This window comes from Mycolicibacterium sp. XJ1819, from assembly GCF_053483675.1.
In genome coordinates, this window is the sequence record NZ_JBEFST010000019.1 from 68,033 (window position 1) to 90,643 (window position 22,611).

The 22,611-nt window shown below is 67.9% G+C and carries 16 protein-coding genes; 12 read left to right on the plus strand and 4 right to left on the minus strand.

Annotated elements, in window-relative coordinates:
- Window positions 1–17: 17 nt before the first annotated feature.
- The 9 genes from ABQE89_RS20505 to ABQE89_RS20545 all read left to right on the plus strand — a co-directional run bounded on the left by ABQE89_RS20505 (window position 18) and on the right by ABQE89_RS20545 (window position 16,054).
- Window positions 18–1,505: a wax ester/triacylglycerol synthase family O-acyltransferase gene (locus ABQE89_RS20505; protein ID WP_448419986.1), complete on the plus strand. Its 1,488-nt coding sequence runs from the start codon at window positions 18–20 to the stop codon at window positions 1,503–1,505.
- Window positions 1,502–3,187 carry an HAD-IB family hydrolase gene (locus tag ABQE89_RS20510; RefSeq protein WP_448419988.1) on the plus strand — a complete coding sequence of 562 codons (1,686 nt, stop codon included), beginning with the start codon at window positions 1,502–1,504 and terminating at the stop codon, window positions 3,185–3,187. Before ABQE89_RS20505 ends, ABQE89_RS20510 begins: the two co-directional genes overlap by 4 nt.
- A complete protein-coding gene (locus ABQE89_RS20515; protein ID WP_448419990.1) occupies window positions 3,184–5,547 on the plus strand; it encodes a glycerol-3-phosphate 1-O-acyltransferase in 2,364 nt (787 codons plus the stop codon). The genes ABQE89_RS20510 and ABQE89_RS20515 overlap by 4 nt, the downstream gene beginning before the upstream one ends.
- Window positions 5,548–5,593: 46 nt before the next feature.
- Window positions 5,594–7,600 carry a bifunctional copper resistance protein CopD/cytochrome c oxidase assembly protein gene (locus ABQE89_RS20520; RefSeq protein WP_448419992.1) on the plus strand — a complete coding sequence of 669 codons (2,007 nt, stop codon included), beginning with the start codon at window positions 5,594–5,596 and terminating at the stop codon, window positions 7,598–7,600.
- A gap of 150 nt (window positions 7,601–7,750) precedes the next feature.
- A complete protein-coding gene (locus ABQE89_RS20525; protein WP_448419994.1) occupies window positions 7,751–8,233 on the plus strand; it encodes a single-stranded DNA-binding protein in 483 nt (160 codons plus the stop codon).
- Between the two features lie 72 nt (window positions 8,234–8,305).
- The gene (ettA, locus tag ABQE89_RS20530; protein WP_448419996.1) at window positions 8,306–9,982 is read left to right on the plus strand and encodes an energy-dependent translational throttle protein EttA; all 1,677 of its coding nucleotides are present in this window, start codon (window positions 8,306–8,308) and stop codon (window positions 9,980–9,982) included.
- Window positions 9,983–10,075: 93 nt separating this feature from the next.
- Window positions 10,076–14,992 carry an NAD-glutamate dehydrogenase gene (locus ABQE89_RS20535; protein WP_448419998.1) on the plus strand — a complete coding sequence of 1,639 codons (4,917 nt, stop codon included), beginning with the start codon at window positions 10,076–10,078 and terminating at the stop codon, window positions 14,990–14,992.
- Window positions 14,989–15,399, plus strand: a complete 411-nt coding sequence (locus ABQE89_RS20540; protein ID WP_448420000.1) for an acyl-CoA thioesterase — start codon at window positions 14,989–14,991, stop codon at window positions 15,397–15,399. Before ABQE89_RS20535 ends, ABQE89_RS20540 begins: the two co-directional genes overlap by 4 nt.
- Before the next feature lie 10 nt (window positions 15,400–15,409).
- A complete protein-coding gene (locus tag ABQE89_RS20545) occupies window positions 15,410–16,054 on the plus strand; it encodes a DUF8185 domain-containing protein (protein WP_448420002.1) in 645 nt (214 codons plus the stop codon).
- Window positions 16,055–16,093: 39 nt separating this feature from the next.
- Here the strand turns inward: ABQE89_RS20545 and ABQE89_RS20550 are convergent, their stop codons facing one another.
- Window positions 16,094–17,659, minus strand: coding sequence for a glycoside hydrolase family 13 protein (locus tag ABQE89_RS20550; protein ID WP_448420004.1), 1,566 nt, complete (start codon window positions 17,657–17,659; stop codon window positions 16,094–16,096).
- A complete protein-coding gene (locus ABQE89_RS20555) occupies window positions 17,659–18,054 on the minus strand; it encodes a globin (RefSeq protein WP_448420006.1) in 396 nt (131 codons plus the stop codon). The genes ABQE89_RS20550 and ABQE89_RS20555 overlap by 1 nt, the downstream gene beginning before the upstream one ends.
- A 139-nt stretch (window positions 18,055–18,193) precedes the next feature.
- Here ABQE89_RS20555 and ABQE89_RS20560 point away from each other — a divergent pair, with 139 nt between their 5' ends.
- From ABQE89_RS20560 to ABQE89_RS20570, 3 genes are all read left to right on the plus strand, one after another.
- On the plus strand, window positions 18,194–18,859 hold the full coding sequence (locus tag ABQE89_RS20560) for an HNH endonuclease (RefSeq protein ID WP_448420008.1): 666 nt from the start codon (window positions 18,194–18,196) through the stop codon (window positions 18,857–18,859).
- Between the two features lie 77 nt (window positions 18,860–18,936).
- Window positions 18,937–19,110: an aa3-type cytochrome oxidase subunit CtaJ gene (ctaJ, locus tag ABQE89_RS20565; RefSeq protein ID WP_448420075.1), complete on the plus strand. Its 174-nt coding sequence runs from the start codon at window positions 18,937–18,939 to the stop codon at window positions 19,108–19,110.
- Window positions 19,097–19,573, plus strand: a complete 477-nt coding sequence (locus ABQE89_RS20570; RefSeq protein WP_448420010.1) for a DUF5130 domain-containing protein — start codon at window positions 19,097–19,099, stop codon at window positions 19,571–19,573. Before ctaJ ends, ABQE89_RS20570 begins: the two co-directional genes overlap by 14 nt.
- On the opposite strand, the gene ABQE89_RS20575 is transcribed toward ABQE89_RS20570, so the two are convergent.
- Complete coding sequence (locus ABQE89_RS20575) at window positions 19,574–19,924, minus strand: HNH endonuclease (RefSeq protein WP_448420012.1); 351 nt, start codon at window positions 19,922–19,924, stop codon at window positions 19,574–19,576.
- 58 nt (window positions 19,925–19,982) lie between these two features.
- Window positions 19,983–22,577 (minus strand): aminopeptidase N, encoded by a 2,595-nt coding sequence (gene pepN / locus ABQE89_RS20580; protein ID WP_448420014.1) that lies wholly within the window; start codon window positions 22,575–22,577, stop codon window positions 19,983–19,985.
- Between the last annotated feature and the right edge of the window lie 34 nt (window positions 22,578–22,611).

The following is a 22,611-nucleotide window of genomic DNA, read 5'->3' on the forward strand; positions in this document are numbered from 1 at the left end:
GAGGGGAGCGACGACCTATGAGCGACGTGCCGGACCTCGACGCGGCGGGCCTTCCCGAGGAGCTCAGCCCGTTCGATCAGATTCTGCATCGCGGCGAGGCCAATCCGCGCACCCGCTCCGGGATCATGACCGTGGAGATCCTGGACAGCACGCCGGACTGGGATCTGTTCCGGACCAAGTTCGACTATGCCTCGCGAAAGGTGCTGCGGCTACGTCAGAAGGTCGTCACGCCGACGCTGCCGACGGTGGCCCCGCGCTGGGTGGTCGACCCCGACTTCAACCTCGACTTCCACGTCCGCCGGATCCGCATCGCCGGACCCGGCACGGTGCGCCAGGTGATGGACCATGCGGAGGTGGCGGCGCAGTCGCCTCTGGACATCTCCCGGCCGCTGTGGACCGTCACCCTCATCGAGGGTCTCGAGGGCGGCCGGGCGGCGTTGATGATGCACCTCAGCCACGCGGTCACCGACGGCGTGGGGGCCGTCGAGATGTTCGCCAACATCTACGATCTTGAGCGCGACCCCGCCCCACAACCGCGGGCGCCGTTGCCGATTCCGCAGGACCTCTCGCCGAATGACCTTATGCGGCAGGGGATCAACCGGTTGCCCGGCACGATCGCCGGTCGGGTGCGCGGCGCGTTGTTCGGCACCGCGCACGTCGTGGGGGAGGTGATCCGCGACCCGATCTCGAGGATGGGCAGCGCGGTCGGCTACGCCATGTCCGGTGCGCGGGTGCTCGGCCCGGTCGCCGCCCCCTCTCCGGTGCTGCGGCGGCGCAGCCTGGCCTCGCGCAGCGAGTCCATTGACATCGTGTTCGGCGATCTGCACCGGGCCGCCAAGGCGGCGGGCGGATCCATCAACGACGCCTACCTGGCCGGCGTGTGCGGTGCGCTGCGCCTCTACCACGAGGCGTACGGCATCCCGATCGACGCGCTGCCGATGGCGGTGCCCGTCAACCTGCGGTCCGAGGCGGACCCGGCGGGCGGCAACCGGTTCGCCGGTGTCAATCTCGCCGCGCCGATCGGGTTGTCCGACCCCGAGGTGCGCATCAAGAACATCCGCTCACAGATGACGAGCAAGCGCGAAGAGCGCGCCATCGACATGGTCGGGGCCGTGGCCCCGGTGTTGAGCCTGCTGCCGGACTCGGTGCTCGAGTCGATGGCCGGTTCCGTCGTCAATTCCGACGTGCAGGCCAGCAACGTGCCCGTCTATGCGGGCGACACCTACATCGCCGGAGCAAAGATATTGCGACAGTACGGTATTGGTCCACTACCGGGCGTAGCGATGATGGTGGTGCTGATCTCTCGGGCCGGCTACTGCACGATCACCACCCGCTACGACCGGGCCGCCGTCGCCGACCCCGAACTGTGGGCACACTGCCTGCTCTCCGGGTTCGACGAGGTGCTGGCCCTCGGCGGCGACGATGCACGCGCCGTACCTGCGACATTCTCGGCCGGCGCGTCGGAGCCCGCCCCGGTATCGCCGAATGGGAGTGCCTCACAATGACTTCTGGGAACGGCCAAGCCGCACCCAACGCCATCCGCAGGACGATGCGGTTACCGGGATCGGTGGCCGAGATCGAGGCCAGTCCGTCCGGCCCGAGGGTCGGGGCGTTCTTCGATCTGGACGGCACCTTGGTCGCCGGGTTCACCGGTGTCATCATGACCCGGGACCGGCTGCGGCACAGGCAGATGTCCGTCGGTGAGTTCATCGGAATGGTGCAGGCCGGGCTCAACCATCAGTTGGGCCGTTCGGAGTTCGAGGACCTCATCGGCAAGGGCGCGCGGATGCTGCGCGGGAACTCGTTGGCCGACATCGACGAACTGGCCGAGCGGCTGTTCGTGCAGAAGGTCGTCAGCCGCATCTACCCCGAGATGCGCGAACTGGTTCGCGCGCACATGGCGCGCGGGCACACCGTGGTGCTCAGTTCGTCGGCGCTGACCGTGCAGGTAGAACCGGTGGCCCGATTCCTGGGCATCGAGAACGTGTTGAGCAACAAGTTCGAGATCGACGACCACGGGCTGCTGACCGGCGAGGTGCAGCGGCCGATCATCTGGGGTCCGGGCAAGGCCAGGGCCGTGCAGGTGTTCGCGGACAAACACGACATCGACCTGTCGAAGAGTTACTTCTACGCCGACGGTGACGAAGACGTCGCGTTGATGTACCTGGTCGGCAATCCGCGGCCGACCAACCCCGCGGGCAAGCTCGCCGCGGTGGCGGCCAAGCGAGGCTGGCCCGTCTTGCGGTTCACCAGCCGAAGCGGAAGCAACCCGATATCGCAAATCCGCACGGCCGCCGGCATCGCGACGATGATGCCGATCGCGGCGGGCGCGATCGGTCTCGGGCTGCTGACCCGCAACAAGCGCACCGGCGTGAACTTCTTCACGTCGACGTTCGGCCGGACCCTACTGGGCACCGTCGGCATCGACCTCAATGTGCTGGGCCGGGAGAACCTGACCAAACAACGCCCCGCGGTGTTCATCTTCAACCACCGAAATCAGGCCGACCCGCTGATCGCCGGACGGCTGATCGAGACCGACTTCACCTCCGTCGGCAAGAAGGAACTCGAAAACGACCCCGTCGTAGGCACATTGGGCAAGGTGCTCGATGCGGCGTTCATCGACCGCGACGATCCGCAAAAGGCAGTGGAGGGTCTGAAGAAGGTCGAGGAACTGGCCCGCAAAGGCCTGTCCATCCTGATCGCGCCGGAGGGCACCCGCCTGGACACCACCGAGGTCGGGCCGTTCAAGAAGGGCCCGTTCCGCATCGCCATGTCGGTCGGAATCCCCGTCGTGCCCATCGTGATCCGCAACGCGGAGGTCGTCGCCGCCCGCGACTCGAGCACGTTCAACCCGGGCGTGGTCGACGTGGTGGTGTATCCGCCGATCCCGGTCGACGACTGGACCCACGACAATCTCTCCGAGCGCATCGCCGAGGTCCGTCAGCTCTACCTCGACACGCTCAAGGACTGGCCGCACGACGAGCTGCCGACGCCGGAGCTGTACACCCGCGCGAAGAAGGACGCCAAGAAGGCACCGGCCAAGAAGGCGTCGGCCAAGAAAGCGGCCAAGAAGGCGCCGGCCAAGAAGGCCGCGAAGAAGACCGCGAAGAAGGCCGAGAAGAAGACAGCCACCAAGAAGGCGAGCGCGAAGGCGGCGAAAAAGCCCACGGCGGAGGACCGGTCGTGAAAGTCTCTGCCGACCACTTCGCGCCGTTCACGCCCACCGGTGACGCGTTGGTGCTCGCGTCGGTGTCCTCGCCGGCCGAACAGGAACTGCTCAACGACTGGCTGCGACAACAGCGCCGGGAACATCCCGACGTCAACGTCGAGGTTCTGCGGCTTCCGCACGACGATCCACCGCCGGCCGTGCTGGCCCAACTGGTCGCGCAACTGGAGGCCGACGAGGACCGCTCGGTGGTGCCGGTGCGGGTGTTCTGGGTGCCCGGCGGGCTGCCGACGCGGTCGAAAGTCGTCGCCTTACTGTCGGGGCGCGATACCTACCGGCCGCCCGAGATCCTGCAACGGCGCATCCTGCGAAGGGACCCGTCGCGGGCGCGGCTGGTGGCCGGTGAGCCGGCCAAAGTGTCCGAGCTGCGCCAGCAGTGGGCCGATACCACCGTCGCCGAGAACCCGCGCGAGTTCGCGCGGTTCGTCATCCGCCGCGCAAGCCTGGCTATCGAACGCGTTGAGCTGCGGCTGCTGGGCCCGGAGTACAAGTCGCCGCGGCTGATCAAGCCCGAACTGCTGGACAACGCGCGCTTCCGTGAGGGTTTGGACCGGATTCCGGGCGCCACGCTGGAGAAGGCGGGGGAGATGCTCGACGAGCTCTCCACCGGATGGAGCCGGTTCTCCGTCGACCTGATTCCGTCACTGGGGCGCGCGATCTTCAGTCGTGGCTTCGACCCGAACATCGACTACGACCGCGACGAGGTCGAGGTGATGCGGCGCAATCTGGAGAACCATCCGGCGGTGCTGCTGTTCTCGCATCGGTCCTATCTCGACGGCGTGATCGTGCCGGTGGCGATGCAGGAGAACCGGTTACCGCCCGTGCACACCTTCGCCGGCATCAATCTGTCGTTCGGGTTGATGGGGCCGCTGATGCGCCACTCCGGGGTGATCTTCTTGCGGCGCAAGCTCGACGACCCGCTGTACAAGTATGTGCTGCGCCAGTTCGTCGGCTACATCGTCGAGAAGCGGTTCAACCTGAGCTGGTCGATCGAGGGCACCCGCTCGCGAACCGGAAAGATGTTGCCGCCCAAGCTCGGTCTGCTCGCCTACGTGGCCGACGCCTACCTCGACGGCCGTAGTGACGACATCCTGCTGCAGCCGGTGTCGATCAGTTTCGACCAGTTGCACGAGACCGCCGAGTACGCGGCCTACGCGCGGGGTGGCGAGAAGACGCCCGAAAGCCTGTCCTGGATGTACAACTTCATCAAGGCCCAAGGTGAACGCAACTACGGCAAGATTTACGTCCGGTTCCCCGAAGCCGTCTCGATGCGCGAATATCTCGGTGAACCGCACGGCGAGATGACCACCGACGAGGACGCCAAACGTCTTGCGCTGCAAAAGATGGCGTTCGAGGTGGCGTGGCGTATTCTGCGCGCCACACCGGTGAACGCCACCGCCCTGGTTTCGGCGCTGCTGTTGACCACGCGCGGTATCGCGCTGACGCTCGATCAGCTTCACCACACCCTGCAGGACTCGCTGGACTATCTGGAACGCAAGCAGACGCCGATGACCAACAGCGCGCTGCGACTGCGCACCACCGACGGGGTGTGCGCGGCACTGGATGCGTTGTCCAACGGTCACCCGGTCACCTGCATCGACGGCGGCAGGGAACCGGTGTGGAAGATCGCGCCCGAAGACGAGCACGAGGCGGCGTTCTACCGCAACACACTCATCGACGCCTTCCTGGAAACCTCGATCGTCGAATTGGCCCTGGTCTACGCCGCCCGCGCGAACGGAGATCGCTTGGCGGCCTTCTGGAGTCAGGCCGCCCGCCTGCGCGACCTGCTCAAGTTCGACTTCTACTTCGCGGAGTCGACGGCGTTTCGCGAGCACCTCGCCGAGGAGATGTCGTGGTACGACGGCACCTCGGGCGGTGAGACCCGGGACTGGGAGGCACAGGTCGCGGCCGGAGAGATCGACACGCTGTTGTACAAGAAGCGGCCACTGATCTCCGGGGCATTGCTGCGGCCGTTCTTCGAGGCGTACGAGATCGTGGCGGACGCCCTGCGTGACGCACCCGTCGAGATCGACGAGAAGGACCTCACCTCCAAGGCGCTGGGACTCGGTCACCAGTACGCCGCACAGCACCGGGTGGCCAGCAACGAATCGGTGTCGGCGCTGCTGTTCGCGACCGCGCGGCAGGTGGTCGCCGACCAGCGACTGTTGGAACCCGCCGACGATCTGGCCGAGCGGCGAGTGAGCTTCCGTGACGAATTGCGGGGCATCCTGCGCGACATGGACAAGGTCGACAAGATCTCGCGCGACCAGTTCTTCGCCCGCGAGAGGCAACGCCGGGGAATGCGCCGCGAGCCCGCCTGACCCCGCCAGCCGTAGGCGATGAGTTGGCAGGTCATACGCTGGATACATGACCACCCTCGCGGCCAACGTGCGCAACACTGCCGCTTGGCCGGTACTCGTCGGCGTCGGACTGCTGGCCGGTGCGGTCGCCGCGGGGCTGAGCGTGATGTCGCTGGCCGCCGCGCTGACGGCGGCTGGGCTGCCCGATCCCGGGCCGGTCACCACCTACGGCCTGCCGTTCGTGCGGGCCGCAGGCGAGATCGCCGCGGTGACCGCAGTCGGGTCGTTCCTGTTCGCCGCGTTCCTGGTGCCGCCGCAGGCCAACGGGGTGCTCGACGTGGACGGCTACCGCGCCGCGCGGATCGGCACCGTTGCCTCGGGCATCTGGAGTGTCTGCGCGGCGCTGTTGGTACCGCTGACGCTTTCCGACGTCACCGGCCAACCGGTGACCGCGCTGTTCGATCCGGCGAAGGTGTGGGCGTACGCCAGCCTGGTCGACGTCGCCAATGCGTGGCGGTGGACCGCGTTTCTGGCGGCAGCGGTGACACTCGCGGGCCTCGCGGTGCTGCGTTGGTCGCTGACGCCGGTGTTGTTCGCCGGATCCCTGGTCACTTTGGTGCCGTTGGGGCTGACGGGGCATTCGGCCTCCGGCGGCTCTCACGACCTGGCTACCAACAGCCTGCTGATCCACCTGGTGGCCGGCGCGCTGTGGGCGGGCGGCCTGCTTGCGCTGCTGGTTCACGCGTTGCGTGGCGGGGGGCACTCCTACCTGGCTGCGGGCCGGTTCTCCGCGGTGGCCCTGTGGTGTTTCGTCGCCATGGCGTTCAGCGGTGTCATCAACGTGGTGGCGCGGGTGCGCCTGGGCGACCTGATGAGCACCAATTACGGCTGGCTGCTGTTGGCCAAGGTCGCGGCGCTGGCCGTGCTCGGAACCCTCGGATGGTTCCACCGGCGGCACAGCATCGCCGAGCTTCGAGCGGACCCGACGGCCCGGACAGCACTGATCCGGCTCGCACTGGTGGAGGCCGGGGTCTTCGGGCTGACGTTCGGCATCGCGGTCGCGTTGGGCCGGACGCCGCCGCCACCGCCGCTCGTGCTCAACCCGTCGTATGCCACCGTGAAGTTCGGCTACGACCTGGACGGCCCTCCCACCCTGGCCAGGGTGCTGTTCGACTGGCGCTTCGATCTGTTGTTCGGCACCGCGGCGATTGTCTTCGCCGTCGTCTACCTGCTCGCCGTGTACCGGCTGCGGCGCCGCGGCGACGTGTGGCCGGTTGGTCGGACGACGGCGTGGGTGCTCGGCTGTCTGACGTTGTTGGTGGCGACGTCATCGGGCATCGGCCGCTACATGCCTGCGATGTTCAGCATGCACATGGTCGGCCACATGCTGCTGTCCATGCTGGTGCCGATCCTGTTGGTGCTCGGCGCGCCGGTGACGCTGGCCCTGCGGGCACTACCCGCCGCCGGGCGCGGTGAACCGCCGGGGCCACGGGAGTGGCTGCTGACCGCGCTGCACTCCCGGGTGTCGCGGGTGCTCACCAACCCCTTCGTCGCGACGTTCCTGTTCATTATCGGTTTCTTCGGGCTGTACTTCAGCGGCATCTACGACGCGGCGGTGCAGAGCCACGGCGCCCACGTCGCGATGAACCTGCACTTTTTGCTCAGCGGCTACCTGTTCTACTGGGTGATCATCGGGGTCGACCCCACACCGCGCCCGCTGCCACCGCTGGCCAAGGTCGCGGTGTTGTTCGCGTCGCTGCCGTTCCACGCCTTTTTCGGGGTGCTGCTGATGAGCACCAACACCGTGCTGGGCGAGTCGTTCTACCGGGCGCTGCAGCTTCCCTGGCACGCCGATCTGCTCGGCGACCAGAAACTCGGAGGCGGTATCGCCTGGGCCGCCGGGGAGGTGCCCCTGCTCGTGGTGGTCATTGCGCTGCTGGTCCAGTGGCGTCGCAGCGACGACCGCACCGCCAAACGACTGGACCGCGCCGCGGATCGTGACGACGACACCGAACTGGCCGCCTACAACGCGATGCTGGCCGAATTGGCCCGCCGCGACCGTGCGCACGGCTGAGCACCTCGTTATCCCCAACGGCTGATTCATCCACAACCGTCCCGGCGAGGGCGGGTGCGCTGACCCGTGCGCGTCGGTGTTCAGGGGCTCAATGGTGCTGTCCCCGACGGACCTGACGGCCGTCGCAGCAGATGAACGGAAGGAAGCACCATGTTCGAGACACCCATCACCGTGGTCGGCACCATCGTGACCAAGCCGGACCGCAAGCGGGTCGGCGATCAGGAGCTGATCAAGTTCCGGATGGCCAGCAACTCGCGGCGCCGCACGCCCGACGGCAACTGGGAGCCGGGCAACTCGTTTTTCGTCACGGTGAACTGCTGGGGCAGGCTGGTCACCGGGGTCGGCGCCGCCCTCGGGAAGGGCGACGCGGTGATTGTTGTTGGAAACGTGTACACCAGCGAGTACGAGGACAAAGAAGGCGTCCGTCGTTCCTCGGTGGAGGTGCGGGCCACTTCGGTGGGCCCGGATCTGGCGCGGTGCATCGTTCGCATCGAGAAGGTCAGGGGTCCGAACAACAGCGAGCCGGCATCCGCCCCGGCACCCGCGGACACCCCCGCCTCCGGCGACGAGAGCGCGGAGATGACCGGTGCTGACCCCGATCCCGATGGGGAGGGGCTGGCGCTGAGCGCTTAGCCGGATCCGGCCACGCCTAGGATGGTCCGCGGTACCCGAGACCACCAGACTTTCGAAAGGCAACATCACGGCATGGCCGAATTCATCTATTCGATGCGGAAGGTCCGCAAGGCGCACGGCGACAAGGTGATCCTTGACGACGTCAGCCTGAACTTCCTTCCTGGCGCGAAGATCGGCGTCGTCGGGCCCAACGGAGCCGGCAAGTCGAGCGTCTTGCGGATCATGGCCGGACTGGACACCCCCAACAACGGCGACGCGTTCTTGCAGCCGGGCGCCAGCGTCGGCATCCTGCAGCAGGAGCCGCCGCTCAACGAGGAGAAGACCGTCCGCGGCAACGTCGAGGAGGGCCTCGGCGACATCAAGGTCAAGCTCGACCGCTTCAACGAGGTGGCCGAACTGATGGCCACCGACTACTCCGACGAGCTCATGGAGGAGATGGGCCGGCTGCAGGAGGAACTCGACCACGCCGACGCGTGGGACCTCGACTCGCAGCTGGAACAGGCGATGGATGCGCTGCGCTGCCCGCCGCCCGACGAGCCGGTCACCAACCTGTCCGGTGGCGAGCGGCGCCGGGTGGCGCTGTGCAAGCTGCTGCTGTCCAAACCCGATCTGCTGCTGCTCGACGAGCCGACCAACCATCTCGACGCGGAGAGTGTGCAGTGGCTCGAACAGCACCTCGCCGAGTACAAGGGCGCCATCCTGGCCGTCACCCACGACCGCTACTTCCTGGACAACGTCGCCGAGTGGATCCTCGAACTCGACCGCGGCCGCGCGTTCCCCTATGAGGGCAACTACTCCACCTATCTGGAGAAGAAGGCCGAGCGCATCGCGGTGCAGGGTCGCAAGGACGCCAAACTGCACAAGCGGCTCAAAGACGAGTTGGCGTGGGTGCGCTCCGGTGCCAAGGCGCGGCAGGCCAAGGGCAAGGCCCGCCTGCAGCGGTACGAGGAGATGGCCGCCGAAGCCGAGAAGACGCGCAAGCTCGACTTCGAGGAGATCCAGATCCCGACCGGCCCGCGGCTGGGCAGCGTGGTCGTCGAGGTCGAGCACCTGGACAAGGGGTTCGGCGGTCGGCCGCTGATCAAGGATCTGTCGTTCACGTTGCCGCGCAACGGCATCGTCGGCGTCATCGGTCCCAACGGTGTGGGCAAGACCACGCTGTTCAAGACGATCGTCGGCCTGGAGCAGCCGGACAGCGGCACCGTCAAGGTCGGCGAAACCGTCAAGCTCAGCTACGTCGACCAGAGCCGGGCCGGCATCGATCCGAAGAAGACGGTCTGGGAGGTCGTCTCCGACGGACTGGACTACATCGAGGTCGGCCAGAACGAGATCCCGTCGCGCGCCTACGTCTCGGCCTTCGGGTTCAAGGGGCCCGATCAGCAGAAACCGGCGGGCGTGCTGTCCGGCGGTGAACGCAACCGGCTCAACCTCGCGTTGACCCTCAAGGAGGGCGGCAACCTGATCCTGCTCGACGAGCCGACCAACGACCTGGACGTCGAGACGCTGTCCTCGCTGGAGAACGCCCTGGAGAACTTCCCGGGTTGCGCCGTGGTGATCAGCCACGACCGCTGGTTTCTGGACCGCACGTGCACGCACATCCTGGCGTGGGAGGGCACTGACGACAACCCGGCCCAGTGGTTCTGGTTCGAGGGCAACTTCGCCGCCTACGAGGAGAACAAGATCGAACGGCTCGGCGCCGAAGCCGCCCGCCCGCACAGGGTGACCCACCGCAGGCTGACCCGCGACTAGTGTCCAAGGGGCAGACCACGGTGCCGCTCGGCTCACCCGCAGGCGGCGCCATCCACTGCCAGACGGTCTGCGCCAACAGGCAAGGAGCGTCGCATGTCGGACATTCCGGGAGCCTACGGACGACCAACTGACGCCGAGCCCGGGGTCGTCGGGCCGCCCGAGCCGGCGCTGAGTCAGCAGACCGTCGCGCAACTGGGCCGCGCCTACCTGGACACCTACCGCGGTCCGCACGCCGACGCACCCGACGCCGACACCGCCGTGACGCTGCCCGTGCAGCTCTCCGCGCACGCCGTGGTGTCCCCGGCGCTGATCGCCGCGCACCACCGGCTGGCCCGGCACCGGCGCGACGGCGACACCCGGGTCGCGGTGTACGGCGTCGACGACCCGGCGGGGTTCGGGCCGGCACTGCAGATCGCCACCGACTACACCCCGATGGTGCTGGACTCCGTCACCGTGCTGCTGCACCGCTTCGGCGTCGCCTACACCGCGATCATGAACCCGCTGCTTCGGGTCCGTCGCGGGCCGGCCGGAGAACTGCGCGACGTCACGCCGCTGGCCCACCTCGACGGTGCGGGCGGCGGCCTCGACGAAGTGTGGATCCACGTGCAGCTGGCACCCACCGCCGACACCGAGGCGGTCGCCGAGGTCGCTGGGCTGCTGCCCGAGGTCCTGGCCGGCGCGCGCCTGGTCGCCGTCGACTCCGGTTCGATGTCGAAGACGATGCGGGGACTGGCCGACACGCTCGACACCGCCGCCGCGGGCCGCTTCGCCGAGGCCGACCGCCGTGATGTGGCGGCGTTTCTGCGTTGGCTCGCCGACGGCCACTTCGTGCTGCTGGGTTATCAGCGCTGCGAGGTCGGCAACGGCCACGCGACGGCCGATTTGTCGAGTCGGCTCGGTGTGGTTCGGCTGCGAAGCGACGTGCTTCCCCAGCTCACCGAGGACGACGACCTGCTGGTGCTCGCTCAGGCGACCATTCCGAGTTATCTGCGCTACGGCGCCTACCCGCACGTCGTGGTGATCCGCGAACGCGCAGGCACCACGGCGATCGAACACCGCTTCGTCGGGCAGTTCACCGTCGCCGCGATGAACGCCAATGTGCTTGAGATCCCGCTGATATCGCATCGGGTACGCGACGCGCTGGCGCTCTCGGAGCGAGATCCCGGCCACCCGGGGCAGTTGCTCGTCGACATCATCCAGACCATTCCCCGCTCTGAGCTGTTCGCACTGTCCGCCCGACAATTGCTGGACATGGTCCGCGCGGTCGTCGATCTGGGGTCGCGGCGGCGTGCGCTGCTGTTCATGCGGGTCGACTCGGTGGCGCACTTCGTGTCGTGTCTGGTGTATCTCCCGCGGGACCGCTACACCACCGCGGTCCGGCTGCAGATGCAGGACATCCTGGTCCGCGAGCTCGGCGGCATCAGTATCGAGTACACCGCCCGGGTCAGCGAATCACCCTGGGCGGTCGTTCATTTCACGGTACGGATGCCCGACGGTGCCCGGACCAAGGACATCGACACCTCACTCGAGAACCAGAGCCGGGTCCAGAACCTGCTCACCGAGGCCGCCAGGACGTGGGCGGACCGGCTGATCGGGGCGGTCAAGACCGGTTCGGCGCAGCAGGCCGCCGAGCAGGGCATCGATCAGCGCAAGGCCGAGCATTACGCGACCGCGTTTCCCGAGGTCTACAAGCAGGCCGTCGCACCGTTGGACGCCATCGGTGACATCGCGATAGTCGAACAGCTGCAGCCGGATTTGATCACCCCCGTGCTCGTCGACACCTCCGACGACGGCATCGCGCAACTGACCCTGTATCTGGGTGGCCGCTCGGCGTCGCTGAGCGACCTGCTCCCGATGCTGCAGTCGATGGGTGTGGTGGTGCTCGAGGAGCGCCCGTTCACGGTGGTTCGGCCCGACGGGCTACCGGTGTGGATCTACCAGTTCAAGATCTCGCCGCATCCGTCGATCCCGACGATCGAGCCGGGACCGCAGCGCGATGCCATCGCCGAACGATTCGCCGATGCGGTCACCGCGATCTGGTACGGCCGCGCCGAGATCGACCAGTTCAACGAGTTGGTCATGCGCGCGGGCCTGACCTGGGAACAGGTCTCGATCGTGCGCAGCTACGCCAGATACCTCAAACAGGGCGGATTCCCCTACAGCCAGGCCCACATCGAGTCGGTGATCAACGAGCACGCCAAGACCGCGAGGTCACTGGTGGCACTGTTCGAGGCACTGTTTCGCCCGCCGACCGGTGCGGACGACGGATCGCCGAAGCGACAGGACGCGCAGGCCGCCGCCGCGGCGGTCGCCGCCGACATCGACGCGTTGGTCAGCCTGGACACCGACCGGGTGCTGCGGGCCTTCGCGTCGATGATCCAGGCCACCCTGCGCACCAACTACTTCGTCACCCGGCCGGATTCGGCGCGTGCGCACAACGTGTTGTCGTTCAAGCTCGAGCCGGGCCTGATCGACGAACTTCCGCTGCCGCGACCGCGTTTCGAGATCTTCGTGTACTCGCCGCGGGTCGAGGGCGTGCATTTGCGGTTCGGTCACGTCGCACGCGGCGGGCTGCGCTGGTCGGACCGCAAGGAGGACTTCCGCACCGAGATCCTCGGACTGGTGAAGGCGCAGGCGGTCAAGAACGCCGTCATCGTCCCGGTCGGCGCCAAGGGCGGGTTCATCGTCAAGAATCCGCCGCGGCCCACCGGGGACCCCGCAACCGACCGCGACGCGGTGCGCGCCGAGGGCGTGGAGTGCTACAAGCTGTTCATCTCCGGACTGCTCGACGTCACCGACAACGTCGACAAGGCGAGCGGCGCCGTCACGCCCCCGCCCGGCGTGGTGCGCCGCGACGGCGACGACGCCTACCTCGTCGTCGCCGCGGACAAGGGCACCGCCACGTTCTCCGACATCGCCAACGAGGTCGCCAAGTCCTACGGGTTCTGGCTCGGCGACGCCTTCGCCTCCGGCGGGTCGGTGGGCTACGACCACAAGGCGATGGGCATCACCGCCAAGGGCGCATGGGAATCGGTCAAGCGGCACTTCCGCGAGATGGGCGTGGACACCCAGTCCGAGGACTTCACCGTCGTCGGCGTCGGCGACATGAGCGGCGACGTGTTCGGCAACGGCATGTTGCTGTCCAAGCACATTCGGCTGCTCGCCGCGTTCGACCACCGCCACATCTTCATCGACCCCGACCCCGACGCCGCACGGTCGTGGGACGAGCGCAAACGCCTCTTCGACCTGCCGCGGTCCAGTTGGGAGGACTACGACACCGCGCTGATCAGCGAGGGCGGCGGGGTGTACAGCCGCCAACAGAAAGCCATCGCCGTCACGCCTGCGGCGCGCGCCGCGCTGGGCATCGACGACGGCGTCGAGGAACTCACCCCGCCCAACCTGATCAAGGCGATTCTGAAGGCGCCCGCGGACCTGCTGTTCAACGGCGGCATCGGCACCTACATCAAGGCCGAGACGGAGTCCGACGTCGACGTGGGTGACCGCGCCAACGACCTTGTCCGGGTGAACGGAAATCAAGTGCGCGCCAAGGTGATCGGTGAAGGCGGCAACCTCGGTGTGACACCACTGGGCCGGGTCGAGTTCGACCTGGCGGGCGGGCGCATCAGCACCGACGCGCTGGACAACTCCGCCGGGGTGGATTGTTCCGACCACGAGGTCAACATCAAGATCCTCATCGACTCACTGGTCACCGCCGGCAAGGTCAAGCCCGAAGAGCGCACCGAACTGCTGCTGTCGATGACCGACGAGGTGGGTCAGCTGGTGCTGGTGGACAACACCGATCAGAACGATTTGATGGGCACCAGCCGGGCGAACTCCGCCAGCCTGTTGCCGGTGCACGCCCGCATGATCAAGGACTTCGTCGGGCAGCGCGGTCTCAACCGCGAACTCGAGGCGCTGCCCTCGGAGAAGGAGATCACCCGCCGCGCCGAGGCCGGAATAGGTTTGACGTCACCGGAACTGGCGACGCTGATGGCCCACGTGAAGCTCGCACTCAAGGACGACCTGCTGGCCAGCGACCTGCCCGACCAGGAGGCCTTCGCCTGCCGGCTGCCCTGCTACTTCCCGGTCAGGCTGCGCGAGCAGTTCGGCAGCGAGATCCGCGCGCACCAGCTGCGCCGGGAGATCGTCACCACGATGGTGGTCAACGATCTCGTCGACACCGGCGGCATCACCTACGCCTACCGCATCACCGAGGACGTGGGCGTCGGCCCGCTCGACGCGGTCCGCAGCTTCGCGGCGACCGACGCGATTTTCCGCATCGACGAGGTGTGGCGCCAGATCCGCGCCGCAGGCGACGACGGGGTGCCCGCCGCGGTGACCGACCGCATGACGCTGGACCTTCGGCGGCTGATCGACCGGGCCGGCCGCTGGCTGCTCAACTACCGCCCCCAGCCGCTGGCCGTCGGTGCCGAGATCAACCGTTTCGCAACCAAAGTGGCCGCGCTGACCCCGCGGATGGCCGAATGGCTGCGCGGCGACGACAAGGCGATCGTGGCCAAGACGGCCGACGAGTTCAGCGCCCACGGCGTGCCCAAGGACCTGGCCTACATCATCGGCACCGGGCTCTACCAGTACAGCCTGCTCGACGTGATCGACATCGCCGACATCGTCGACCGTGAGCCCGACGAGGTCGCCGACACCTACTTCGCGCTGATGGACCACCTCGGCACGGACGGTCTGCTGACCGCGGTCTCGCGGCTGGGCCGAGACGACCGCTGGCATTCGTTGGCGCGACTTGCCATTCGCGACGACATCTATGGTTCGCTGCGGGCACTGTGCTTCGATGTGCTGGCGGTCGGCGAGCCCGCCGAGAACGGTGAGGAGAAGATCGCGGAGTGGGAGATGACGAACAGTTCACGTGTCACACGGGCCAGGCGAACGCTCGGAGAGATCTATGAAGGCGGCGAACTGGACCTGGCGATCCTGTCGGTGGCGGCGCGCCAGATTCGCAGCATGACCAGGACGAGCGGAACGGGGACCTCGGGGTGACGGGTTTTGTCGCACCGGTACACGTCCGATGGTCCGACATCGACATGTACCAACACATCAACCACGCGACCATGGTGACCATCCTCGAAGAGGCGCGGATCCCGTTCCTGCGGGAACCATTTGGCCCCGAAATCGAGACGATCGGTCTGCTCATCGCCGAGGTCAACATCTCCTACAAGGCGCAATTGCGGTTGGTGGACTCGCCACTTCAGGTCACCATGTGGTCCAAGCGGGTGCGCGCGGTCGACTTCACCGTCGGATACGAGGTGCGTCCCGTCGGCGCGGCCGTCGACTCGAAACCGGCGGTGATCGCCGACACCCAGTTGGCCGCCGTGCACATCAAAGAGCAGCGACTGCAACGGCTGTCGCAAGCGCAGCGCGAATATCTGCAACGCTGGACGCGATGAGCTGATTGCGATGGTGAGTTCCGAACGCGGTATCTGGCTGGAGCATGTCGACCACCGCGACGACCTCGCGGCGTTCGTCGATCGGGCGTTGCGTCTCGACGAAGCCGCGGTGATCAGGCTGCGGGAGCGTTCCGACGGGCTGCTGGCGGCGTGGGTGGCGACCGGTTTCGACGTGCTGGCGACCCGGGTGGTCAGAGGCCGGGTCAAACCCGCCGACCTGTCGGCGGGCGCCGACGCGCTGGCGGCCGGGCTCGCCGCGGTGGGCCCCGACGGGCGCGTCGAGCCGGGATTCCCGATGGACTCGGCCTGGCGCGGCGCACTGCCCCCCGAGACGGGCTTCGTGCACCTCGACGACGTGCCCGCCCGCGTCGTGCAGGACCTGGCCCAGCGCGGCGCGGACCTCGCCAAGGAACATTCCAGCGCGCACGGCCCGCCGGCGTCCATGCTGGATCAGGAGGTGGTCTCGGTCAGTTCCGGTGAGTCCAGCGTCGGGATTCCGATGCGCTGCGTGTTCGCGCTGACCGCGATGGGATTCCTGCCGCCCGCGGCCGACGAGATCGTGCGCGTGCGGGCGCTACCCACGTGGTTGCGCATCGACGCCCGCTTCGGCTCGGTGTATCGCCGCCGCGGCCACATCTCGGTGCTGCTGGGCTGACGTTCCTTCGAGCGGATTAGCGGTCGCTCGCGGCGGGGCTCAGACCAGCCAGGCGGCCGCGTCGGGCGGCAGTTGGCCGTCGACCAACGCGTCACTGGCGAGCAGCACCTCGCCGGCGGGCAGGGCCAGCGGCCGGCGGCCCGCGTTGAGCGCACAGGTCATTCCACCGCGCCGGAACACCAGAGCGCCGGGCGGAGCGGCCAGCCACTCGAGTGCGGTGCCGTCACCGCTGCGACGCATCCGGATGGCCTGCCGGTAGAACGTCAACATCGACCCGGGATCGTCGACCTGCTTCTCGACCGTCAGCGCCGCCCACTGCGGCGGCATCGGCAGCCACGTGTCGGGATTGTCCGAGAAACCGAACGGGGGAGCGTCACCGTGCCACGGCATCGGCACCCGGCAGGCGTCCCGGCCGCGGCGGGTGCGCCCGGAGCGCTCCCACACCGGGTCGCGCAGCGCTTCGTCGGGCAACTCGACGTTGGGCAGCCCGAGTTCCTCGCCGTTGTAGACGAACACCGCGCCGGGCAGCGCCAGCATCACCAGCGCCATCGCCCGCGCCCGCGCCAGGCCCCTGGCCCCGCCGCCGTAGCGGGTCGGCTCGCGGTCGACGTCGTGATTGGCCAGGGTCCAGGTCGGTGTCGCATCGGCGATCGCGGCGGCGGCCAGCGAGTTCTCGATGGCCCCGCGGATGTCGTCGGCGTCGAACTCGGCGCGCAGCAGCCGGAAGTTGAAGCCCAGGTGCAGTTCGTCGGGTCGCACGTAGCGGGCGAACTGTTCGTTGTCGTACACCCACACCTCGCCGATGGCCACCGCGTCGGGATAGTCGTCGAACACCCGGCGGATCTGGCGGTGGATGTCGTGCACGCCGTCGTTGTTGAACCGGGGGTCGTCGTCCATGTCGGCCAGCAGCGGTTCGCTCTGGCTCACCTGCATATCCGGCAGACCGGGCGGTTTGGCCATACCGTGCGCCACGTCGATGCGAAACCCGTCGATGCCGCGTTCCAGCCAGAACCGCAGCGTCTTCTCGAGGTCGTCGAAAATCTCCGGATTGTCCCAATTCAGGTCCGGCTGGCCGGGGTCGAACAGGTGCAGATACCACTGCCCGGGGCGGCCGTCGGGCTCGGTGACGCGAGTCCACGCGGGGCCGCCGAAGATCGACGACCAGTTGTTGGGTGGACGCCCACCGCCGGGTCCGGTGCCGTCGCGGAAGATGTACCGCTCGCGTTGCGCGCTGCCCGGCGCGGCGGTCAGCGCCGACTGAAACCACGGATGCGCCGAACTGGTGTGGTTGGGCACGAGGTCCATCGTCACCTTGATGCCGCGCCGGTGGGCGGCCTCGGTCAGCCGGTCCAGGGCGTCGAGCCCGCCGAACAGCGGGTCGACGTCGCGAGGATCGGCGACGTCGTAGCCGTTGTCGGCCATCGGCGAGACCATCACCGGGTTGAGCCAGATCGCGTCGACACCGAGTGCCCGCAGGTAGTCGAGCCGTGCGGTGACCCCGTCGAGGTCACCGACGCCGTCGCCGTCGCTGTCGGCGAACGAGCGCGGGTAGACCTGGTAGAACACCGCGTCTGACCACCAGGGCGCCGGGCCGGGGACAGCCATCAGAACGGCGAGTTCACCAGCGACTCGGCGGCCATCTCCAGGTAGTCCAGCAGCTCCTTGCGGTGCCGGTCGTCGAGCGTGTCCGAGTCGATGTCCGCGATCGCCGTGCGCATGCACCGCAGCCACGCGTCGCGCTCGAGAAAGCCGATCCGAAACGGCACGTGGCGCATCCGCAACCGGGGGTGACCTCGCCGCTCGGAGTAGGTGCGCGGCCCGCCCCAGTACTGCTCGAGAAACATCCGCAGGCGCTCTTCGGCGCCGTCGAGGTCGTCTTCGGGATAGAGCGGGCGCAGGATCTCGTCGTCGCGCACCAACTCATAGAAGCGCGACACGATGGCGTGGAAGGTCTGATGGCCACCGACCTCGTCGTAGAACGACCGCTGCGCTTGTGTCACACCACCATTGTGTCTGGTCGCCGGATCGGGCTGGTCAGGCGGTCGCGGCACCGGATGTTCATCGGATTGACCTGCGAACACAGGCAGAATTGTCGTGCGATTGCCAGCAATCCAGGGTTTACTGTGCGTCGGAGGACGTATGGCGCATCGCAAGAAAGGCCCGTCCAGAAGGGCGGCCCGGCAGCACGGCATCGCTGCGGGCGTGTCCGGGCCGGTGATGACCCACGCTCAGGCGCGCGTCCTGCACAGCGTCGAAACCCATCCACCAAGTACCACCGAGGTCTCGGTCTGGGGCCGGCGGCGGGTGCTGCTGCTCAACTCCACCTACGAACCGTTGACCGCTCTGCCCATGCGGCGGGCGGTCATCATGCTGATGTGCGGCAAAGCCACCGTCGTGCACGACGACCCAAACGGCCCGGTCATCCACTCCGCGACCCGCTCGATCGTGGTGCCCTCGGTGATCCGCCTGCACAACTACGTGCGAGTGCCCTACCGGGCGCGCGTTCCGATGACCCGCGCGGCGCTGATGCACCGCGACCGGTTTCGCTGCGCCTACTGCGGCGGCAAGGCCGACACCGTCGATCACGTGGTGCCGCGCAGCCGCGGCGGCGACCACTCCTGGGAGAACTGCGTGGCGGCCTGTTCGACCTGCAATCACCGCAAGGCCGACCGGCTGCTCGCCGAGCTGGGCTGGGCGCTGCGCTCGGCCCCGGTCCCGCCGAAGGGCCAGCACTGGCGGCTGCTGTCGAGCGTCAAGGAACTCGACCCGTCATGGGCGCGGTATCTGGGTGAGGGCGCGGCCTGACCCGCGGCTGATACGGTTTGCGCGTGAGCACAGCAGCACTTACCCATACCATCACCATCGGGGTGCCCCTGGTCCTGATGCTGATCCTGATGGCGCTGATCTACCGCCACAAGGGCCCGCACCCGGAGACGTACAAGTTGTCGGACGAGTGGACGCACGAACCGATCCTGTGGGCGGCCGACGAGCCGGTCGAACATGGACATGATTCGCGCCCGTCGACGGTAGGAGGCGGCGCCAGTGGCAAGTGGTGAAGTTCAGACTCAGACATCGACGGCCCTGGCCGAGCTGCCGCGCGGCTGGGTCGTCACGTCCAGCGGTCGGATCTCCGGGGTCACCGAGCCCGGTGAGCTGTCGCTGACATACCCGTTTTCGGTCAAGGACCTGGTGTTCCTCGACAACGCGTTGCTGTACGGCTCGCGCGCGGCCAAGGCCCGATTCGCCGTCTACATCGGTGACCTCGGCGCCGACACCGCGGCCGCTGCCCGCGACATCCTCGCCCAGGTGCCGATACCCAACAACGCTGTGCTGCTGGCTGTCTCACCGAACCAGCGGGTGATCGAGGTGGTCTACGGCAGCGACGTCAAGGGCCGCGGCATCGAGGAGTCGGCGCCGCTGGGTGTGTCGGCGGCCGCCGCCTCGTTCAAGGACGGCAATCTGATCGACGGCCTGATCAGCGCGGTGAACGTGATGAGCGCCGGCGTCTCGCCCGCGTAGTCACGTCGCCTCGAGGGCGAGTCCGGCGCGGATCTCCACGTAGCGTTCGAGGAACCTGCGCTCGTCGAGTTGCTTGCGGCGCATCCACGCGGTGACCTCGTCGTTGCACTTGCTGGTGTTGCAAGACGCGCACGCAGGCACCACGTTGTCGATGGTGTAGCGCCCGCCGCGGGAGATCGCCATCACACAGTCGCGCTGCAGCGGACGGTCGGTCGCGCCGCAGTAGGCGCATCCGCCCCATGCCGCCTTCAGCTGCTCCCACTGTTCAGGGCGCAGGTCGTGGTCGACGGCGGCGAGCCGGCGTTTGCGCTTGCGCGCTGCGCGCGCCCGACGGGTTCGACTGACGGCCACCCCACGAGGATGCCGTGTGAGCGTGCGCAAACTCTGTCTTGAGGACGGCGTGTCGCCCTCAGACGCGCACGCTCGCGGAGAAGGTGCGGGCGCGGAGCGCACGCTCGACGCCGGCGCGGCCTTCGAGCACCAGCCGGTGCAGCGGCGGTGGCACGTCGGGGTCGGAGAGGAACCTGTCGGCGGCGGCCAGCGCCTCCTCGCTGATGTCCCACGACGGGTACAGCCCGATCACCACCGTCTGCGCGACCTCGCTGGTCCGTCGCTGCCAGACCCCGGAGATGGCACGGAAGTACTTGTCGCGGAACGGCTTCAGTAGCTCGTGCTGGCCCGGCTGGACGAAGCCGCCGATGATCGACCGCGCGGTGATGTTGGGCAGCGTGTCGTCCTCGATGACCTGTTGCCACGCGGCGTCCTTGACCGCCGACGCCGGACGTGCCGCCGCAGCCGCCGCGGCGTGGCGCCGGCCCGCCGCGGTCGGGTCGCGCTCGACCTCGGCGTCGATGAACGGCGTGTCCAGGCCGTCGGAGTCGACGACGCCGGACGCGGCAAGGGCGGTGACGATGCGCCAGCGCAGGTCGGCGTCGACGAGCAGGCCGGGCAGACCCTTCACGGCCGGATCGCCGTCCAGCAGCGCCGACAGCACCTCGGTGTGACGCGCGCTGAGCACCGAGGAGCACAGCGCGTTGACGTAGGCCAACTGGTGGTCGGATCCGGGCTCGGCGCCGCGGGCCAACTCCAGCAACCGGTCGGCGAACTCGGGCCAACCCTGCTCGCGGGCCCACTGCGGCTCGGCGTAGGACGCCAGCGCCGTCTGCGCCTGCAGCAGCAGCCGTTGTGCGACACCGACTTCGGTTTCGGCGTGCACGCCACCGCAGACCAGCGACACGAAGTCCTGCGCCGTCAGCTCGGCTTCGCGGGTCATCTCCCATGCCGCTGACCAAGCCATCGTGCGGGGGAGCGGTTCGGCGATGTCGGCGATCCTGGTGAGTACGGTCTGCAACGAGTCGGCGTCCAGCCGCAGCGAGCAATAGGTCAGGTCGTCGTCGTTGACCAGGATCAATTTGCCACGCGAAACACCGTGCAAATCGGCGACTTCGGTGACCTCACCCTCGATGTCGAGCTCCTCGCGATGCACCCGCACCAGTTGCCCGGCGCCGTCGTCGTCGTAGATGCCGACCGCGATCCGGTGCACCCGGGTTTCGCCCGCACCGGGGGCCGCGCCGCTCTGACTGATCGCGAACCGGGTGAAGCGTCCGTCGGCGTCGAGGTCGAAGTCGGGACGCAGCGTGTTGAGCCCGGTGGTCTTCAGCCACTGCCGGCCCCAGCCCGACAGGTCGCGACCCGACGCCTTCTCCAGCGCGCCGAGCAGATCACCGAAGGTGGCGTTGGCGAAGGCGTGGTCGCGGAAGTAGTCGCGCAGTCCGGACAGGAACTCCTGCAGCCCGACATAGGCGACCAGTTGTTTGAGCACGCTGGCGCCCTTGGCGTAGGTGATGCCATCGAAGTTGACCTCGACCGCGGCCAGGTCCGGGATGTCGGCGGCCACCGGATGCGTCGACGGCAGTTGGTCCTGGCGGTAGGCCCACGACTTCTCGACGTTGGCGAACGTCGTCCACGCCTCGGTGTACTCGGTGGCCTCGGCCTGGCAGAGCACCGAGGCGAATGTCGCGAAGGATTCGTTGAGCCACAGGTCATCCCACCACGTCATGGTCACCAGGTCGCCGAACCACATGTGCGCCATCTCGTGCAGCAGCGTCTCGGCGCGCCGCTCGTAGGAGGCCCGGGTCACTTTGCTGCGAAAGACGTAGTCCTCCAGAAACGTCACCGCGCCCGCGTTCTCCATCGCGCCCGCGTTGAACTCCGGGACGAACAACTGGTCGTACTTGCCGAACGCGTAGGGAAAGCCGAAGTTCTGGTGATAGAAGCCGAAGCCTTGTTTGGTCTCGGTGAAAAGCCGCTCGGCGTCCATGAATTCGGCCAACGACCTGCGGCAGAACAGACCCAGCGGGATGTCGCCGTACTCGTCGGTGTAGGTGTCGTCCCAGCGCGCGTAGGGCCCCGCGATCAGCGCCACCAGATAGGTGCTCATCCGCGGGGTCACGGTGAAGCGGTGCCGCTTGGCTGCCCCGGCGTCCTCGACGTCGATGGTGGCGCCGTTGGAGACCACCTCCCAATGCGGGGGAGCGGTGACGACGACGTCGAAGGTGGCCTTCAGATCGGGTTGGTCGAAGCAGGCGAACATGCGCTTGGCGTCGGCGGTTTCGAACTGCGAGTACAGATACACCTCGCCGTCGACCGGGTCGACGAACCGGTGCAGTCCCTCACCGGTGTTGGAGTAGCGGCAGTCGGCGTCGACCACCACCACGTTGCGTTCGGCCAGACCCCTCAGCGCGATGCCGGTGGACTCGTCGTAGGCCGACACGTCGATGTCACGGCCGTTGAGGGTGGCGGCGCGGATGCGCTCGGCGGCGATGTCCAGGTAGGTGTCGGCGCCGGCCAGTGCGTCGAACTCGACGGTCGTCACCGACCGGAAGGTGCGCTCGCTCGGGCCGCCGCGGCCGTCGGTCAGATCGAGGTCGATGCGGTAGGTGTCGACGGTGACCAGCGCGGCGCGTTCGACGGCCTGCTCGCGGGTGAGGTTGGGGAGTGCCACGGGTTCAACCTAACCGCCGCGGGCGCGCGCCGCC

Bases quoted from the DNA above. Each gene is read 5' to 3' on its own strand.
- ABQE89_RS20505 (WP_448419986.1), top strand. From the start codon at position 18: ATGAGCGACGTGCCGGACCTCGACGCGGCGGGCCTTCCCGAGGAGCTC.
- ABQE89_RS20510 (WP_448419988.1), top strand. From the start codon at position 1,502: ATGACTTCTGGGAACGGCCAAGCCGCACCCAACGCCATCCGCAGGACG.
- ABQE89_RS20520 (WP_448419992.1), top strand. From the start codon at position 5,594: ATGACCACCCTCGCGGCCAACGTGCGCAACACTGCCGCTTGGCCGGTA.
- ABQE89_RS20525 (WP_448419994.1), top strand. From the start codon at position 7,751: ATGTTCGAGACACCCATCACCGTGGTCGGCACCATCGTGACCAAGCCG.
- ettA (WP_448419996.1), top strand. From the start codon at position 8,306: ATGGCCGAATTCATCTATTCGATGCGGAAGGTCCGCAAGGCGCACGGC.
- ABQE89_RS20535 (WP_448419998.1), top strand. From the start codon at position 10,076: ATGTCGGACATTCCGGGAGCCTACGGACGACCAACTGACGCCGAGCCC.
- ABQE89_RS20545 (WP_448420002.1), top strand. From the start codon at position 15,410: ATGGTGAGTTCCGAACGCGGTATCTGGCTGGAGCATGTCGACCACCGC.
- ABQE89_RS20550 (WP_448420004.1), bottom strand. From the start codon at position 17,659: ATGGCTGTCCCCGGCCCGGCGCCCTGGTGGTCAGACGCGGTGTTCTAC.
- ABQE89_RS20560 (WP_448420008.1), top strand. From the start codon at position 18,194: ATGGCGCATCGCAAGAAAGGCCCGTCCAGAAGGGCGGCCCGGCAGCAC.
- ctaJ (WP_448420075.1), top strand. From the start codon at position 18,937: ATGCTGATCCTGATGGCGCTGATCTACCGCCACAAGGGCCCGCACCCG.